This window comes from Shewanella cutis, assembly GCF_022410515.1.
GTDB classification, from domain to species: Bacteria; Pseudomonadota; Gammaproteobacteria; order Enterobacterales; family Shewanellaceae; genus Shewanella; species Shewanella cutis.
The window spans coordinates 1,060,481-1,077,652 of the sequence record NZ_JACSDI010000001.1 but is presented as its reverse complement, the minus strand read 5'-3'; the positions used below and the strand labels follow the sequence as shown (position 1 = coordinate 1,077,652).

Annotated in this window: 13 protein-coding genes; 8 read left to right on the top strand and 5 right to left on the bottom strand. The window is 45.1% G+C overall.

The features are described 5' to 3' along the window. Positions 1 to 116: 116 nt before the first annotated feature. Complete coding sequence (locus H9J30_RS04815) at positions 117 to 1,106, top strand: LysR family transcriptional regulator (protein ID WP_240129959.1); 990 nt, start codon at positions 117 to 119, stop codon at positions 1,104 to 1,106. Here the strand turns inward: H9J30_RS04815 and H9J30_RS04810 are convergent. Then, positions 1,103 to 2,461 (bottom strand): MATE family efflux transporter, encoded by a 1,359-nt coding sequence (locus H9J30_RS04810; RefSeq protein WP_240129958.1) that lies wholly within the window; start codon positions 2,459 to 2,461, stop codon positions 1,103 to 1,105. The two genes, H9J30_RS04815 and H9J30_RS04810, sit on opposite strands and share 4 nt — an antisense overlap. A 227-nt stretch (positions 2,462 to 2,688) precedes the next feature. Between H9J30_RS04810 and H9J30_RS04805 the strand changes: the two genes are divergently transcribed. The 4 genes from H9J30_RS04805 to hipA all read left to right on the top strand — a co-directional run bounded on the left by H9J30_RS04805 (position 2,689) and on the right by hipA (position 6,644). Beyond that, positions 2,689 to 2,979, top strand: coding sequence for a co-chaperone GroES (locus H9J30_RS04805; RefSeq protein ID WP_011071021.1), 291 nt, complete (start codon positions 2,689 to 2,691; stop codon positions 2,977 to 2,979). 58 nt (positions 2,980 to 3,037) lie between these two features. Continuing rightward, complete coding sequence (gene groL, locus H9J30_RS04800; RefSeq protein WP_037414230.1) at positions 3,038 to 4,675, top strand: chaperonin GroEL; 1,638 nt, start codon at positions 3,038 to 3,040, stop codon at positions 4,673 to 4,675. Between the two features lie 427 nt (positions 4,676 to 5,102). Continuing rightward, on the top strand, positions 5,103 to 5,339 hold the full coding sequence (gene hipB / locus H9J30_RS04795; RefSeq protein ID WP_105253052.1) for a type II toxin-antitoxin system antitoxin HipB: 237 nt from the start codon (positions 5,103 to 5,105) through the stop codon (positions 5,337 to 5,339). Positions 5,340 to 5,342: 3 nt separating this feature from the next. Continuing rightward, complete coding sequence (hipA, locus tag H9J30_RS04790) at positions 5,343 to 6,644, top strand: type II toxin-antitoxin system toxin serine/threonine-protein kinase HipA (RefSeq protein ID WP_240129957.1); 1,302 nt, start codon at positions 5,343 to 5,345, stop codon at positions 6,642 to 6,644. 429 nt (positions 6,645 to 7,073) lie between these two features. Here the strand turns inward: hipA and H9J30_RS04785 are convergent, their stop codons facing one another. From H9J30_RS04785 to H9J30_RS04770, 4 genes are all read right to left on the bottom strand, one after another. Continuing rightward, positions 7,074 to 7,367: a type II toxin-antitoxin system HicB family antitoxin gene (locus H9J30_RS04785; RefSeq protein ID WP_240129956.1), complete on the bottom strand. Its 294-nt coding sequence runs from the start codon at positions 7,365 to 7,367 to the stop codon at positions 7,074 to 7,076. Between the two features lie 73 nt (positions 7,368 to 7,440). Continuing rightward, a complete protein-coding gene (locus tag H9J30_RS04780; protein ID WP_240129955.1) occupies positions 7,441 to 9,264 on the bottom strand; it encodes an ATP-dependent nuclease in 1,824 nt (607 codons plus the stop codon). 332 nt (positions 9,265 to 9,596) lie between these two features. After that, positions 9,597 to 10,403, bottom strand: a complete 807-nt coding sequence (locus H9J30_RS04775; RefSeq protein ID WP_240129954.1) for an NYN domain-containing protein — start codon at positions 10,401 to 10,403, stop codon at positions 9,597 to 9,599. Between the two features lie 1,024 nt (positions 10,404 to 11,427). Beyond that, positions 11,428 to 12,531 carry a phosphoribosylaminoimidazolesuccinocarboxamide synthase gene (locus H9J30_RS04770; RefSeq protein ID WP_240129953.1) on the bottom strand — a complete coding sequence of 368 codons (1,104 nt, stop codon included), beginning with the start codon at positions 12,529 to 12,531 and terminating at the stop codon, positions 11,428 to 11,430. A gap of 618 nt (positions 12,532 to 13,149) precedes the next feature. Here H9J30_RS04770 and H9J30_RS04765 point away from each other — a divergent pair. From H9J30_RS04765 to H9J30_RS04755, 3 genes are all read left to right on the top strand, one after another. Then, a complete protein-coding gene (locus H9J30_RS04765; protein ID WP_240129952.1) occupies positions 13,150 to 13,806 on the top strand; it encodes a pentapeptide repeat-containing protein in 657 nt (218 codons plus the stop codon). A gap of 502 nt (positions 13,807 to 14,308) precedes the next feature. After that, positions 14,309 to 16,591 (top strand): thiosulfate reductase PhsA, encoded by a 2,283-nt coding sequence (gene phsA, locus H9J30_RS04760; RefSeq protein WP_240129951.1) that lies wholly within the window; start codon positions 14,309 to 14,311, stop codon positions 16,589 to 16,591. Positions 16,592 to 16,603: 12 nt separating this feature from the next. After that, positions 16,604 to 17,170, top strand: a complete 567-nt coding sequence (locus H9J30_RS04755; protein WP_011073773.1) for a 4Fe-4S dicluster domain-containing protein — start codon at positions 16,604 to 16,606, stop codon at positions 17,168 to 17,170. The last annotated feature ends 2 nt before the right edge of the window (positions 17,171 to 17,172 follow it).

Sequence of the window (17,172 nt, the reverse complement as noted above, 5' to 3'; positions counted from 1 at the left end):
ATATTGAAGTTAAAGGCGAGTTTTAGAGGCGCGAAGATAGCAGCTAAATTTGTTGCAATAAACGGGATACTTTGGGATTATCAATCCCACATAATGAGATCAAAATTAAGTTAGAGATGAAAACAGAGGACCTTGCGTTATTTCACCGAATCGCCGAAACCGGCAGTTTGATTGAAGCGGCTGATTTGCTTAACGTACCTAAATCGACCGTCAGTCGGCGTTTACAGGCATTGGAAGATGAGCTGAATATCAAGCTATTCCATCGCCAGAGTCGCTCGATGACGCTCACCTCCGCCGGAAGCCACTTTTACCAACGCTCACAGAACATCTTAGCGCAGCTCGATGAAACCCTGTTCGAAATGACCAATGATGATGCTGAGATCAGTGGCCATTTGCGCATTCAAATGTTTCCTATCCACAGTATGAATGTACTCATGCAAGCCATTTTCCGTTTTATGGATCTGCACCCAAAACTAACGGTAGAAGTGATTAGTAGCGCTGAATCTGTTGATATGGTTAAGAATAACCTCGATGTAGCCTTTGTGGTCGAACCCGCATTAGATACCTTAGATCTCGTGGTGCGGCCGATATTCACCACGGATCTGCGCTTTTATGCCAGCCCAACATATTTGGCCAAATACGGCACACCAAACACGCCAAAAGAGATTGAGTCCCATAATGTGTCGTTATTTCGACTCTCAAATGGCAAAATTTTCAATGAGTTATGGATAGGAGCTGAGCAGGAAGTCCGTGTACGTGGGAATTTTTGCTCCAACAGTATCGAAGTCGCTGTGGAATTTGCCCTACAAGGGCGCGGAATTGTCTATGCACCCGCAGAAGTCGTGACTGATCTTGTTGCATCAGGGCAGTTAATTACCCTGTTGCCCGATATCGCCCCCCATCCAGGTGAATGCTATTTGGCTTATCCCTCAAGACGCTATGTGAGTTTGGCCTGTAGACGCTTTATCGACTTTATCATCCAAGAACTCGCGCCTAATGGCGTGCCAACCAACCTCAATACCTTAGGTGCGCGCCGAGTCTGTAAAGCATCGGAGGAGCCATTCCCGCCTAATGATGTACGTTTTCGGTTGAAAAATACGCCTTAGGCTGCCTTAGCGGTGGTCGCTTTTACGGGTTCACAAATCCGCTGGGCTAGATAATAACAGGCAATCCCCATCAAGAGGTTAGTGATGGGGAGCGCGAGCAATAGGCCTTTCACGCCATCAATATAAGATCCCAGTGCCGCCAGTGGCAGCATCAATAGCACTAAGCGGCACAGGTTAATCACTAACGAGCTTATCGGCCTATGGTAAGCATTGAGCGCAGTGGCAAAGATAATCACTATCCCCAGCGGGCCATAGGCGCAGGGTAGCACCAGAATATAAAAGCTTAACCACTCTAGCACTTGTGGATCGGTACTGAATAAACTCGCGAGTGGCTGGGCAAAAAATGCCAGCGGAATATAGAGTAAGGTTTGGAATACTAAGATAAATTTAAGCGATAGCAGCAAAGCCTGCTTCGCCCTTTGGGGTTGGCCAGCACCGAGATTTTGCGCAATAAACGGCATGAGGCTTGATGATAATGCCATGACCACAATTAACAGCACCGATTCTAAGCGCGTACCCGCACCAAACGCTGCCACCGCGCTGTGATCTATATGCGCCAGCATCGCCATGATCACCGCATTCGCCAGTGGATTAATTAAATTCATCAAAGCCGCAGGCTGGGCAATATGGGCAAGTTTACTCCAGTTAGCACGCATTCTGTCGATATCAAATGCCGCCCGCTCAAGCATCCGCCGCTTAATAATCAGCAAATAACCCGAGAGCGACAACGCGACCAGCCAAGAGAACAGGGTGGCAATGGCCGCGCCTTGGATCTCTAAACGGGGAAAAGGTCCAATGCCGAAGATAAGTAAAGGATCGAGGATTAAGTTAATGATCGCCGCCAGCGTCATAATCATCGCCGGGGAGCGGGTGTCCCCCGTCGAGCGTAAACCTTGGTTGCCCACCATCAATAACACCAACAGCGGCGCGCCCACATACCAATACATCATATAGTCATGAATGAGCGGCAAACTGGTTTCATTGGCGCCAAGCAAACTAAACAGTGGCTCGATAAAAATACTGCCAAGGGCGGATAAACTGGCGATAAGGATAAAAGTGAGCAGCAGCGCATCGTGCAAAAACACCTTTGCCTGCGGGGCGTTACCTGAGCCAATCAGTCGTCCAAGATTGGTCGATACCCCAGCACCCACGCCAATGGCAATACTGGAAATAATCAAGGTTACCGGAAAGGTAAAACTGATCGCCGCTAAGGCTTCTGTCCCTAACTGGCTGATAAAAAAAGTGTCAGCAAGGCTAAACCCGAGAATGGTCATAATGCCAATCAAGTTGGGGAGGCTCATGTTGAGCAGTACACGACCAATTGGCGCGCTAAGCAGCCCGTGTCTGTCTTTCATGGGGAAAATAGTGCCTTGTTTGCGAGCGGAGGCCGAATTCTAGCAGGATTGTGCCCACTTGAAAAAACCGACATCAAAAATTTGAATTTTTTTTTGTAAAGGCACTTGGATCTGGCAGGGGTTAACCCCATATCACACACATCAAAGGGGAAGCTGGAAATGCCTCCTCTTTTTCATCACAAAATCGCCTCGATTGTTGGGCATTAAATCATTAGGAGAGTTCATAGATGAATATTCGTCCATTACATGACCGCGTAATCGTTAAGCGTTTAGAAGTTGAATCAACTTCTGCGGGTGGCATCGTATTAACCGGTAGCGCCGCCGAAAAATCGACTCGCGGAGAAGTGCTTGCAGTAGGTAACGGCCGTATTTTAGAAAACGGCACTGTAAGACCTCTGGATGTGAAAGTGGGTGATGTAGTGATCTTCAATGAAGGTTACGGTGTTAAGAAAGAAAAAATCGACGGTCAAGAAGTCTTGATCCTGTCAGAAGCTGACCTGATGGCCATCGTAGGTTAATCCACGGCATCAATTCGACATTCCAATTAATCATTAAAAATGTAAAGGATACTCAATTATGGCAGCTAAAGAAGTTGTATTTGGTAACGACGCACGCGTAAAAATGCTGGCTGGTGTAAACATTCTGGCGAACGCAGTTAAAGTGACCTTAGGCCCTAAAGGCCGTAACGTGGTATTAGACAAGAGCTTTGGCTCACCACTGATCACTAAAGACGGTGTGTCTGTTGCAAAAGAAATTGAATTAGAAGACAAATTCGAAAACATGGGCGCGCAAATGGTGAAAGAAGTTGCTTCTAAAGCCAACGACGCCGCCGGTGACGGTACCACTACTGCAACTGTTCTGGCACAAGCCATTGTCACTGAAGGCTTAAAAGCCGTTGCAGCGGGTATGAACCCAATGGACTTAAAGCGCGGTATCGATAAAGCCGTGATTGCCGCCGTTGCTGAACTGAAAAACCTTTCTCAAGATTGCGCTGACTCAAAAGCGATCGCTCAAGTTGGTACTATCTCTGCAAACTCTGACGAGTCAATCGGCCAAATCATTGCCACTGCAATGGAAAAAGTCGGTAAAGAAGGCGTGATCACCGTTGAAGAAGGTCAAGCACTGGAAAACGAACTGGACGTAGTAGAAGGTATGCAGTTCGACCGTGGTTACCTGTCTCCATACTTCATCAACAAGCCAGAAACCGGCAGCGTTGAATTAGATCACCCATTCGTACTGTTAGTAGACAAGAAAATCTCTAACATCCGCGAACTGTTACCAATCCTTGAAGGTCTGGCAAAAACCGGTAAGCCATTACTGATCGTTGCTGAAGATGTTGAAGGCGAAGCCTTAGCAACCTTAGTTGTGAACAACATGCGCGGTATCGTGAAAGTGGCTGCGGTTAAAGCTCCAGGCTTTGGTGACCGTCGTAAAGCCATGCTGCAAGACGTAGCGATTTTAACTGGCGGTACTGTAATCGCTGAAGAAATCGGCCTAGAGCTTGAAAAAGCAACCCTAGAAGATTTAGGTACTGCTAAGCGTGTTGTGATCACTAAAGACAACACCACCATCATCGATGGTAACGGTGAACAAGCGCAAATCGAAGCGCGCGTTAGCCAAATCAAGCAACAAATCGAAGAATCAACTTCAGACTACGACAAAGAAAAACTGCAAGAGCGTATGGCTAAATTAGCTGGCGGTGTTGCGGTAATTAAAGTCGGTGCAGCGACCGAAGTTGAAATGAAAGAGAAAAAAGCACGCGTAGAAGACGCACTGCACGCAACCCGTGCTGCGGTTGAAGAAGGCGTGGTACCTGGCGGCGGTGTAGCGCTGGTACGTGTTGCCTCTAAGATTGCTGACGTTGAAGTAGCTAACGAAGACCAAAAACACGGTGTGGTTATCGCCCTACGTGCAATGGAAGCGCCACTGCGTCAAATCGCAACCAACGCAGGCGAAGAAGCCTCTGTTGTAGCTAACAACGTGAAAAACGGCAGCGGTAACTACGGTTACAACGCGGGCAACGACACCTACGGTGACATGTTAGAAATGGGTATCCTTGACCCAACTAAAGTGACCCGTAGCGCACTGCAATTCGCAGCGTCTATTGCAGGCCTGATGATCACCACCGAAGCAATGGTAGCTGAGCTGCCAAAAGCTGATGCGCCAGATATGGGCGGTATGGGTGGTATGGGCGGAATGGGCGGCATGATGTAATTTTTGCTGGTCTAAATCGGTGATTACGGCGTTGCTGCTCGCTCACATACAAACAACGTATGCTACGCTCACAGCGCCTTGTACTAACACGATTTATCCTGCGCAAAAAGCATCTGTGGTCTTTAGCTTAATCGCTTAAAACCCAACTTCTTGTAAGAGAAAAATGAAAACCCCGACTCAGGTAACTGAGTCGGGGTTTTGTTTTTTTGATCTGGTAATTTGGGGAAGTGGCGATTTTCAAGTTAGGTGTACTTATCTACACTTTTTGGGAGTTAAGCACTAAAAATTGCTTTGAAAGTGTAACATTGTACACTTTTAGTTGGTTTATCATTATCAACAATCAAAAAGTGTACTTATATACACTTTTTGATTGAATGGGACTGATATAAAGACTAAAGTGTATGAAGTTACACTTTTGGAGACGATAATGGCATCACCGCTAAATCAACAATCCCTCGGCTTGTTAATTAAAGAACGCAGGAAAAGTGCTGCTCTTACTCAAGACGTGGCGGCCATGCTGTGCGGCGTAACCAAAAAAACGCTGATCCGAGTTGAAAAGGGTGAAGATGTTTATATCTCAACCGTATTCAAAATCCTTGATGGTCTTGGGATTGATATCGTTTCGGTTCAAACCAGCGACACCGAAACTAACGGCTGGTATTAACCCATGAGTACAGCTAAAACGCTTATGCTAGAGATGCACCTCGGTGATTTAATGATCGGGGAATTATCCTTTGATGCCACGACCGACACCTTTGCGGTGCATTACACCAAAGATTGGCAGCAAAGTGGATTTCCACTTTCACCAACGATTCCTTTAGATGGCACAGGAACGAGCAATCAAATATCAATGTTTTTGGTCAACTTATTGCCAGAAAACAAAGGATTAGATTATCTGATTGAATCGCTTAGCGTCTCTAAGGGGAATACCTTTGCCTTGATCCGCGCCATTGGTCTTGATACCGCAGGTGCCATCGCTTTTGTTCCTAAAGGGGCTTTACTGCCTGAAACACAATTGCGGCCAATTAAGGCTGAAGAAGTGATTCAACGCATTGAAGATCCCACAATGTGGCCGATGGAAATCTGGGACGGCAAACCAAGACTATCGGTAGCGGGTGTTCAACCTAAATTAAACCTGTTTTATAACGGGAAAGAATTTGCCTTTGCCGAAGGTACGCTGTCATCGACCCATATAGTTAAATTCGAAAAATATCATCATTTAGTGATCAATGAATTTATAACGATGCGCTTAGCCAAAGTGCTTGGGATGAATGTGGCGAATGTCGATATTGTTCATTTTGGCAGTTACAAAGCCCTTTGTGTTGAACGCTTTGACAGACGTTATATACCAAGCGAGCAAAGAGTGTTAAGAAGGCACATTGTTGATAGCTGCCAAGCACTAGGTTTTAGTGTAAGCAAAAAATATGAACGTAATTTTGGTTCGGGGCGCGATGTTAAGGATATTCGTGAAGGGGTAAGTTTTAACAGGCTATTTAGTCTTGCCGCAAAATGCCGCAATCCCGTGGCAGCTAAGCAGGATATGCTGCAATGGGCGCTATTCAATTTACTGACCGGCAATGCCGATGCACACGGTAAAAACTACTCATTTTTTATGACGCCAAGTGGAATGGAGCCAACTCCTTGGTACGATTTGGTCAGCGTGGCTATGTATGAGGATTTTGAACAACAGCTTGCGATGGCTATTGATGACGAATTTGATCCAAATAGCATTTACGCCTATCAATTAGCCGCATTTATGGATGGTTTGGGTTTACCAAGAAATTTATTAATCAGTAACTTAGCGAGAATGGCGCGAAGAATGCCGCAGGCAATAGCGGAGGTGATTTTAATGCTCCCGCCCCTTGATGAAGATGAAGCATCATTTGTGGCTCATTACAAAATCCAGTTACTGGCGAGATGTGAACGTTACCTTAGTTTTGCTGACGAGGTCAGGGATGTGGAAGTGTAGAACTCGCAACACGTTATCCCCTGCAACTTCGCAGAGGAGGGAGAGCTTCTCTAGCCTAAGCGTTGGCGGTTAAATTCAAAAGAGTTGTGGATGTCCCATCTTTCGACTGGTGGCTGTGGTTAGCCAGTCCTATCCTTCCGGATTGCTTCTAAAAGCAAAATCAAAGTCGTGGGTCTTCAACCCACACCCGACCAAAAGGGGAAAAGCGCCTGTTCCCCTTTTGGATATCCCCCGGCGTCCCCAACGGAGTTGAAAGCCCCTTGGGCATTTAGCGTCCTTATGCTATCGCGTCAGACGCTCGTCCCTGATTCGACTGACGCTATCTCGGCATCCATGCCTCGCTCACGCAACGAACGCAAATGCCCTGCGGCAACTCCGAGGGGGGGTGAACTTCTGTAGCCTTGGTGCCGGCTGTTAAACTCAAAAGAGTTATGCCTGTCCCATTTTTCGCTTGTGTAAGTAGGGCTCCAAGTCAACGTCGATGATCTCCCAAGCCCAGCCTTGGTACTCTTTATTCTTTTGCAAGGTAGCCAGATCACTAGCCTTTGGTGGTAACTCCTCACGCTCGGCCAATTCTTCTAAGTACATTTCAACGGCTTCCTTTGCGTTTGATAACGCCTCTTCTAAAGTATCGCCTGCCGAAAAACAGTTAGGTATATCAGGAAACACCACTCCGTAAGCGTGTTTACTGTCGCCAGTCTCAATTGCAATTGGATATAACATTCTTATCACCTTCATTGTGGGTAAGTGATTGTAAAAAGAGTTATGGATGTCCCATCTTTCGTTCATTTTTCTTTTAAGTTGGGATAACAGGTATTACTTCAGGATTCGCTCTCGCAAATGTGTCAAATCTGTCTGAAATTAGTTCAAGCCGCTCCCACTTAATAACATTTTCTGGCAGTGTTGCTTCATTGCCATCTATTATGGATAGCAGTAGATTTTTGACAATCAAATAAATTTCTGGATTTTTTAACATATTGATGGCATTTTCTGGTTTACCACCGTCAATACCATGGTCAAAATAAGCGGTTTCAAAGTTTATGACGGAACCGTAAACAGTACTGTACTCACTCATTTGTTCTAAAATTTTTGAGTTGTTTGTCCAAGCTGGATTAGTTTCTATTTTGAGTACTTTTTCTTTTTTTCCTTCTATATTTTTAATCCATCTGTTTTTTAATATTTGTTTACAATCTATATCATGGAGAACGTAATAATGTTTCTTAAAGTGATTTAGAATTTTCATAAACATCGATACTTGGACTTTACCACCACAACGTACAATTAATAGGTCGTTTAATGATTTACATTCTTCTTTTTTAAGATCTCTTAAAATTTTACCAAATGCTGTATATTCAGTATCACCTTCAACTAATAAAACTCGACCGCCAAAGAAAAACTCCATAGAGTCTGGATTTAGCAAGTTTAATAGTTTTAATGATTCAATTTCATCATCACTAAATTTAACATCGTTAGGCTTAAATATTGTTGTGGCTATTATATTGTCCCCTTGGTTTTCAACTCTAATAATTTTTGTATGATCTCTAGTTAAGTCAATAAAACAAGGCGAATGAGTTGTTATCATTATCTGCCAATTATCATTCTTCTCTGCAACATCATATAGCATATCGCGAGTCTCCCTACATGCACTTGGATGCAAGCTCAATTCTGGTTCATCCAAAAGAAGCAAATGAGCTTTTATATCTCCAAGCTTTTTGAATTTTCCTTTATCTAGAGATTCAAAACCTAGGTCTGCAATTTTTTTAAGGACAGCCCATAAAAGTGTTCTTCTTGCCCCGCTACCATGATTTGATACCGGAAACATGTATTCACCTTTACCAAAATTGATATCAATTTCTTTTGCATCAAATAGTTTTAGGTTTGTATCTTCAATATCTACTTCCGATAGAGTAATTTCAAATTTATGTTCAGGTACAATTTTTGATGCGTATTCGGAAATTTCATTTGCGATAGTTGATATCTCATCTTTTGTAGATACCATAAACTCTCTTTTTAATTCATTAAATTGCTCATGTAATGTAGTAAAATTTGAAACTCTTTCTGATGGGACGAAACTTCTAATTTTTTCTTCAAGTAAAACGTCAACTAAGATTTTTTTTATTGAATCATTTTGGTGATCTGGATTGTCAAATGTGCCAATTAGGTGCGCTTTAGGTCTTTTTTTCCTTGACGCATTGTCACTGGCCCAAGGTCTGTGCGGAGCTGGATCCCTCTCAGGATCTGGATATTTATTGAGGTCCACTCTAAATCCTAGTCTCTTAGGTTGCTTATTAACTTCCTCCCATATGTATTGTTCTTTTACTCTGCATACTTCCCCATCAATGATTTCTCGAAAGTTTTCACTAGGTCGATCCACTCCATCACAAACCATATGTAACTCAATTGTTGGTCTTGCGTTAGGGTTGTTTATATCTTTATTGTGAAAATCATCAATAGTCATTTTTTCATTGTTTACAGCTTTATAGTAAGCATTCAATATAGTACTTTTACCGAAGTTATTACCACCTACTAGAATAACTATATCATCAAGGTCTATGGTGATAGGTTTTGCCCCGATGGAACGAAAGTTAGATATTACTAATTTTTCCAGTCTTACTGACATTGCTAATTCCTTTAAAAATATTACAATAATAAATTTTGTAAGTAATTAAATTTTATAGTTATCGTTAACTTATGATTTTTACTAATTGTTGTTTTTTGTTGTTGGATAATAATTTATTCTTATTAATATTTTAATTAGAGAATAAATAAATTTAACTAAATAGCCGTTCCGAATAGTAGGCTATTTCACTCGTAAAGCTTCTACGTCGGATACGTAGTACATTGTCACTTCAGGCTTTGCGCCATATGGATTTCGGAAAGATGTTGCACTATTAGGAGCAGTTATTTAGGAGCAGTTATTTAGGAGCAGTTATTTAAATTAAGGATATAAGTCTACCTCCCATTCTTCTTTGCGCGTTTGATATCTCTTACCCATAGGACTGAGCCGTGGGTTTTACGCATTTCGAAGAGATCGATTGCGGCAAAGAGATCGCTGAGTTTTTTAAATCCGTAGTTTCGTTGATCGAATGAGCTGTGATTTGAAATATGCGAACCGATGTGACCAAGTGGAGACCAGCCATCTTCCTCTTCGGTTGCTTCTATGGCTTGACGCAACATATTGAGTAGTTTGTTGTCACTTTTTAAATTACATTTTTGTGGTGTCGCGGTTTTGGGCTGAACTTGCTTGGTTTTACTGACTGAGTCTGGTGCCGTTGGTGGAGGCTGAGTGACTTCTGATATCACTTCAATTTCTTCTGCGACGACTACAGGTTCAGCGTCGAGGTAGAGGAAGCGAGAGCAGCTATTCACGAAAGCGGCTGGTGCTTTACGTTCACCGAAACCAAAAACGGTTTTACCGTCGGCTAAGGCTCTGGTTACAAGGGGAGTAAAGTCGCAATCCGAAGAAATTAAGCAAATGATGTCTATATCCTTTGTGTAAAGAATATCCATAACATCAATCACTAAAGCGATATCACTGGCATTTTTACCCTTAGTTAAATCGAATTGTTGAATAGGCTGAATGGCATATTCATGGAGGATATCTTCCCATGGCTTTAGGTTCGGGCTTTTCCAGTTACCATAGGCCTTTCGAATACTGATTAATCCGTGTTTTGCAAGCTCAGCGAGTACCACATCAAACTTTCTAGCTGGCGCATTATCGGCATCAATAAACACCGCAATTTTTTCTTTATTCTGCATGTGGGTTCCAACGAATGTGGTTGTTTTACTCATTCATAAGCACGCTACCGCCCATGGCACTTGCTACCAGACAGCACATAGATGATAAATTTTAATAAAAACAATAATAAAGCTATCAGCTTGTGGTTGGTGAAACCTTAAACTGAATCACAATTGGTACTGAGGGGGAGCATCTTTAAGGAGAGGTGTAGAGTGCTTGTCCTTGCCTTGTTCGCTTTGTCGAGCGGATCTTCCCTGACTCATTTTATCGCCATTTTAATCAACGAATTTATCGTTAACACTAAACCGGCATTGATTAAGTAACAGCTTAAGCATTGTTTATTAATCAAAATTTCACTTAGCGTACAGCATATGATGAACAGCGGCAATAGTGCTGCGTTGCCAAGGAAAAGTTATTTCTTTTGAAATTAACTGTTAACACTAAAGCGACGGATGTTTATCCATCCCTAGCTATAAAGGTGAGATATGTATATCTTTTTCAGTCAATCGCAGGCAACACCAATGCTACAGAAGTTCACCTCCCCTCGGAGTTGCCACAGGGCATTTGCGGTCTTTGCGTGAGCGAGGCATCGGTAAAGATGGGACATGCATATCTTTTTCAGTAGACCGCAGACAACACCAAAGCCTCAGAAGTACACCTTCCCCTGCGAAGTTGCCGCGGGGCGTTGGAATAAATTGCGTGAGTCCGGTCATGGATGACCGGCTAGCTTTCGCAGGTGCAGGGACGCATCCTTCGGAAGCGATAGCAATTTATCCATAAGACCAAGGCCAGTCTCTAATGCATGTAACTTCGCTAGGGGCGGCAAGGGAGATCCAAGAGGGAATTGCTGTTGATCCCCTCTTGGTCGGGTGTGGGGTGAAGCCCCACGACTTTGACTTTGTTTTTCCTCAGATTTACATTTCAGAATTGAGTCAAATTGACTCATACAAATAAATCCAAACCCAAGTTTGAAAAACAAAAAGGCGCCTAAGCGCCTTTTTTACAGTTCAGTGATGGGCAAACTACCCAAAACCTCTGATTTGATTACACAATCAAATCATACTCTTCCCTGAGGATCTTAATAATATCTGCCTTAGGATTGGCTGGTAGCGGAATTGCCGCGCCAGTCACCTTCTCGGCGATGCCGGTGTAAGTGCGCGACACATTCATCATCGCCTCAAGTGGCAGGGCGTTATCGCGGGCGAGGGCTTCGCGCTCTGGCATTCTGTCTTTGTTAAGCAGAATATCCGGATCAGGGAAGTGGTTCAGCAGGAACTGACGGAAGCCTTCCTTAGAGTTTTCAAGGATCTTACCATCGCGGTAGGCGGCGCCGTCCCAAATGCGGGAGGAATCTGGCGTACCCACTTCATCCATGTAAATCAGCTTTGAGTTGCCGTTTTGATCGGTCACATAGCCAAACTCGAACTTGGTATCCACAAACACTTGGTCAAGGTCGGCCAGTGCCTTTGAAATCACCTTAAAGCCATCTTTTAACAGCTTTTCGTACAGGTCGATATCTTCTACCTTTTCAAAACCAAAGGCTTGGTAGTTGGCTTCGATATCGGCTCTGCTGATGTTCACATCATCCTGCGCGGGCACACCTGGGATACCAGTTAAAATACCTTTGGTTGAAGGGGTGATCAGTAACTCTGGCAGTTTTTGATCTTTCTCTAAGCCTTCTGGCAGGGTGATACCACAGAATACGCGCTCGCCCTTGGAGTAGGCGCGCCACATTGAGCCAGTAATGTATTGGCGGCAAATGGCTTCGACTTTAATTGGGCGGGCTTTTTGGACTATCCAAACGAAGGGATGCGGAATATCTAAAATGTGGCTGTCGGCTAAACCGTTTTCGGCAAATAGCTTAAACCAATGATTAGAAATGGCATTTAATGCCGCGCCTTTACCTGGAATGCCTTTTAAGCCGCCTTCACCGTGGAAGATGCAGTCGAAAGCAGAGATACGATCGCTAATCACCATAATGGCAAGTGGCGTATCTTCGGGCACATTGTAGCCCTTGGTCTTGATTAAACGGCGGCTGTCGGCGTCGGTTAGCCAGTAAACGCTACGTACCTTGCCGCTATGGACTGATTTGTCGGTGCGGATGGGTAAATCGTTGTTCACGGCTAATACGGAATCAGCAAGACTCATGACGAGTATTCCTTTGGATAAAGAGTGTAGGGACGAGTTTTTTATGTATTGCGGTGTGCTTAAGCGTGAGATGCTTAGTCACCTTTTTATTATTAACCAATAGCTTAGTGCTAAGTTTGCGTAAAGCTTTGGTGAAGGTTAAGCGTAAAGCGAATAATGGATTTTCGGGCGATGGGGAGAATAAAGCTTGTCGAGATAAGCGGGGAAAATGAAACGCAGAGCAAGGTTGGCGCCAGAGTAATACTGGTCTGCTCAAGCGGGGAAACCCCGTGCCATTTTGCTCGAAAAGGCTAACCATTAATCCCAGAGAACCTTGTTAGACAGCCGCGAAAAAGTGGCGACATTCTACCTTTTTTGACGAAATTTACCATGGCTATTTATTTCTATGTTGGTGATTTCTGTTCTGGTGCTGTGTAGGGTCACATTATTTTGCAATCCGTGTGGTTAGTGGTTTCATCTCCTTAAGAGTCAAGCCAAATCGCATGTGGGGCTGTGGTAACAGTATCCATTACAAGAGTGGGTTGCCAGTTTCTAGGTTTATTGAATATCCTTTGGGTTTAACCATACAGCAAGCCCATCACACCTTAACTCAAGGTTTGTGGGAGATATCGAGGACGTATGACGACCGACGCTAACACCAGTGCGGCTAACATCACAGCGCAAACCACCATAGCGCAACGGGTATCGTTGCAGGGACGGCATTTTTTTGCTCAGCAATTTATTGGCTTAGATGAAACGCAGGCACATTGGCAAGATCTCGAATTTGAAGAATGTGAGTTCCATGATTGTCAGTTTAGCGATAGCACATTTCGCCAATGTAAGTTTATCGATTGTCGCTTTGTGGGCTGTAATTTAAGTCTGGTTAAGGTGTCCTTAAGCCATTTTAATGGCGTCAGTTTTGAAGAATGTAAACTCGTGGGCGTTGATTGGACCCGTGCCTCATGGCCCCGCGTAGCCTTTGCGGCCCCTTTTACCTTTAAGGCGTGCATTTTGAACGACAGCTCGTTTATGGGGCTTAAGCTCGATGAAATGGTGCTCGAAGCCTGCAAAGTCCATGATGTGGATTTTCGGGAGGGGAGTTTTAATCGGGCTAACTTTACGTTTAGCGATTTTCGCCACAGCTTATTTGGTCGTACCGAGTTGTTGGAGGCGGATTTCTCCGAGGCAACCGATTACGATATTGATATTTTTAACAACAAAATTAAAGGCGCTAAGTTTAGTCGCGATGAAGCGATTCGGTTGTTAAATAGCTTAGATATTACCTTGGTAGACTAACCTCACACCAACCTCATGCTGACCTCATATCAGCACCTGTTCGAATAGGTGTTGATGAGGCGAGTATTAACCTCCTTTCAAGTCAGTGCTGCTTCAAATTATCCTATCGACGGCCACCTCGCTAACTTCTTAGTTTTGCGAGTGCTTTTAGGTTTTTTGATAACTTTTTAGCGTGATTCATACTATAAAAATACCTCAAGCGGTCGCTTAAATCCGCCGAACCGTTCTGTTGATCCTATTCACGATTTTTTAGAAAAATTTTAACTTTTAGTTGCCGCAGATCACACTCAACTTGCCTATGTGGTTTACCACAATATCCGCCTACCCCTTTAGGGATAACAATGACTTTGGAACAGCAAAATGCCAGCGCGTCTAAGGGCATTGGCATTAATAACTAAAAACCTGTGAGCAAATTTAGTGTTTCACCGCAGTGGTGACCCAAAGCCTAAGTTTGCGTGTGCCAATTGGTGCATAAGGGTGGATGAGTGTGATGGAGGTAACCATGATTGAGCTTAATAGGCGAACCTTTTTAAAGGGCGCAGGGGCCAGCGGTGCAACGTGTGCATTAGCCAGCTTATTGCCGGGCAGCTTAGCGGCATTAGAGAGCAAGCAGCTAAAGGGCATGGGCAAAGAAATTGCCAGTATCTGTGAGATGTGTTCAACCCGTTGCCCGATTTCAGCGCGGGTGATTGAAGGCAAAAACGTCTTTATCAGCGGTAACAAGGCAGCTAAATCCTTTGGCGGTAAAGTCTGTGCCCGCGGCGGTGCTGGCCATAGTTTGCTGTACGATCCACAGCGGATTGTGAAACCCCTTAAGCGGGTTGGTGAGCGCGGCGAGGGTAAGTGGGCGGAGATCTCTTGGGATGAAGCCTATCAACTAATTGCCGATAACCTCAATAAAATCAAGCAAGCTCACGGCCCAGAGGCGGTGGCGTTTTCCTCTAAATCTGGTTCGCAAGAAAAACACTTATTCCATCTCGCCACAGCGTTTGGTAGCCCAAATACTTTTACCCATGCGTCTACTTGCCCAGGTGGTTATGAAATTGCCGCCAAGGCCATGTTTGGCACTAAGGTAAAGCGCGATTTAAGTAACTCAAAATACATCATTAACTTCGGCCATAACCTGTACGAAGGCATCAACATGTCCGAAACCCGTGGCATGATGGCGGCGCAAATGGATAAAGGCGCTAAGCTGGTGGTGTTTGAACCAAGATTCTCTATCGTCGCCGATAAAGCCGATGAATGGTACGCGATTCGTCCCGGTACCGACGTGGCCGTGGCTTTAGCGTTATGCCATGTATTGATTGAAGAAAACCTTTACGACAAGGCCTTTGTTGAGCGTTATGTTGAAGGCTTTGACGCCTTCGCCGCCGAAGTAAAAGCCTATACCCCAGAGTGGGCCGAAACCATCTCCGATGTGCCCGCCAAAGATATTCGCCGTATTGCCCGCGAATATGCGGCTAAAGCACCCCATGCTGTGGTGGATTTTGGTCACCGAGCCACCTTTACCACCGAAGAGTTTGAAATGCGCCGTGCCTTGTACGCTGCCAACATCTTGATTGGTAATATCGAGCGTAAGGGCGGTATCTACCTTGGTCAAAAGCCTGGTGATTATAACAAGCTTGCGGGTGAAGATGTGGCTCCTGTGCTGGGTAAGCCCGGCGTAAAAGATATGCCAAAGCCTGCGGCAAAACGTATCGACCAAGTGGAAGAGCAGTACGCCATGATGTGGTCATCGGGCGGGATTTATCAAACTATCCTCGATGCGACCTTAAGCGCGGTGCCTTATCAGTTACATGGCTGGGTGATGTCCCGCACTAACCCTATGCAAACCATGACCGATAGAGCGCGCGTGGTTGAAGCTTTGAAAAAGCTCGACTTTGTGGCGGTGTGCGATGTGTATATCAGTGAAACCGCGGCCTATGCCGACGTGATTTTACCTGAGTCTACCTACCTTGAGCGCGATGAGGAAATCGCTGACAAGTCTGGTAAAAACCCTGCCTACTATGTGCGCCAACGGGTAGTCGAAACCTTAGGTGATACTCGTCCTTCATGGCAAATCTTTAAAGATATCGGCCATAAGCTAGGGTTGAGTGAATTCTATCCATGGGAAAACATGGAGACCCTGCAACTGTTGCAGGTAAACCGCGACACAGAGCTGCTGCGCCGGATCAAAGACGAAGGTTTTGTCAGCTTCGGTAAGCCGATTATGTTGCGTGAACCTAAAATGGTCGCCGAATTTACCAAGGCCTATGCCAATGCCAAACCCGTGGATGAAGACGGCACCTACGGCAGTTTACTCAGCTTTAAAACCCCAAGCGGCAAGATTGAATTGACCTCCGCCAAGGTTGAAGCCATGGCGCCAGGACGTGGGGTGATTAAGTTCCGCGAAGTGCAGCTTAAAAAGCCAAATGAACTCTACTTTATCCAAGGTAAAGTTGCGGTGCATACCAATGGCGCGACCCACAATGTGCCCATGCTGGCGAATTTGATGTCGGATAACGCCGTGTGGGTGCATCCCGTCACTGCAGGCAAATTAGGCATCAGCAATGGCGATCCTATCCGCTTAACCAGCAGTGTTGGTACAGAGGAAGGTCACGCGTTAGTCACCCCGGGCATTCGCCCCGATACCGTGTTTGCCTATATGGGCTTTGGTTCTAAAAACAAAGAGTTGGTTAGAGCGACAGGCAAAGGTATCCACTGCGGCAACTTACTGCCCCACGTTACCGCACCTGTGTGTGGCATGACGGTACACACCACTGGCGTCACGCTGGCAAAACGCTAATTGGAGGCTCAAATGACGAAAAGATATGTGATGGTGCACGATGAGAACAAGTGCATCGGCTGCCAAGCCTGTAACGTGGCTTGCCGCAGTGAAAACGGCGTACCAGAAGGGGTGACCCGTTTGCAGGTGAGAGTCGAAGGGCCTTATGGCGAAATGCCCAATCTGCACTTTAAGTACCACAGGGTGTCTTGCCAGCAGTGTGAAGATGCGCCTTGTGTGAAGGTGTGTCCAACGGGCGCGGCCTACGTGGGCGAAGATGGCATTGTCTCCATCCACGGCGACAAGTGTGTGGGTTGTATGTACTGCGTGGCGGCGTGTCCCTACAAAGTGCGTTTTATGAATCCCGAAACCAAAGTGGCTGACAAGTGTAATTTCTGTAAAGACACGCGTTTGGCCCGGGGTGAAGAGCCTGCCTGTGTGACTGTATGTCCGACCGATGCCTTGGTGTTTGGCGATGCTAACGATCCACAAAGTGAAGTGGCCACACTGCTCAACACTAAGATCACTTACCAAGATAAGACCCATTTAGGCACTAAACCTAGGGTATATCGCGTTCCTACCAAAAGAGGAGGGATTTGATT

Coding starts and splice junctions, on each gene's coding strand:
- H9J30_RS04815 (WP_240129959.1), top strand. CDS start 117: ATGAAAACAGAGGACCTTGCGTTATTTCACCGAATCGCCGAAACCGGC.
- H9J30_RS04810 (WP_240129958.1), bottom strand. CDS start 2,461: ATGAAAGACAGACACGGGCTGCTTAGCGCGCCAATTGGTCGTGTACTG.
- H9J30_RS04805 (WP_011071021.1), top strand. CDS start 2,689: ATGAATATTCGTCCATTACATGACCGCGTAATCGTTAAGCGTTTAGAA.
- groL (WP_037414230.1), top strand. CDS start 3,038: ATGGCAGCTAAAGAAGTTGTATTTGGTAACGACGCACGCGTAAAAATG.
- hipB (WP_105253052.1), top strand. CDS start 5,103: ATGGCATCACCGCTAAATCAACAATCCCTCGGCTTGTTAATTAAAGAA.
- hipA (WP_240129957.1), top strand. CDS start 5,343: ATGAGTACAGCTAAAACGCTTATGCTAGAGATGCACCTCGGTGATTTA.
- H9J30_RS04785 (WP_240129956.1), bottom strand. CDS start 7,367: ATGTTATATCCAATTGCAATTGAGACTGGCGACAGTAAACACGCTTAC.
- H9J30_RS04780 (WP_240129955.1), bottom strand. CDS start 9,264: ATGTCAGTAAGACTGGAAAAATTAGTAATATCTAACTTTCGTTCCATC.
- H9J30_RS04775 (WP_240129954.1), bottom strand. CDS start 10,403: ATGCAGAATAAAGAAAAAATTGCGGTGTTTATTGATGCCGATAATGCG.
- H9J30_RS04770 (WP_240129953.1), bottom strand. CDS start 12,531: ATGAGTCTTGCTGATTCCGTATTAGCCGTGAACAACGATTTACCCATC.
- H9J30_RS04765 (WP_240129952.1), top strand. CDS start 13,150: ATGACGACCGACGCTAACACCAGTGCGGCTAACATCACAGCGCAAACC.
- phsA (WP_240129951.1), top strand. CDS start 14,309: ATGATTGAGCTTAATAGGCGAACCTTTTTAAAGGGCGCAGGGGCCAGC.
- H9J30_RS04755 (WP_011073773.1), top strand. CDS start 16,604: ATGACGAAAAGATATGTGATGGTGCACGATGAGAACAAGTGCATCGGC.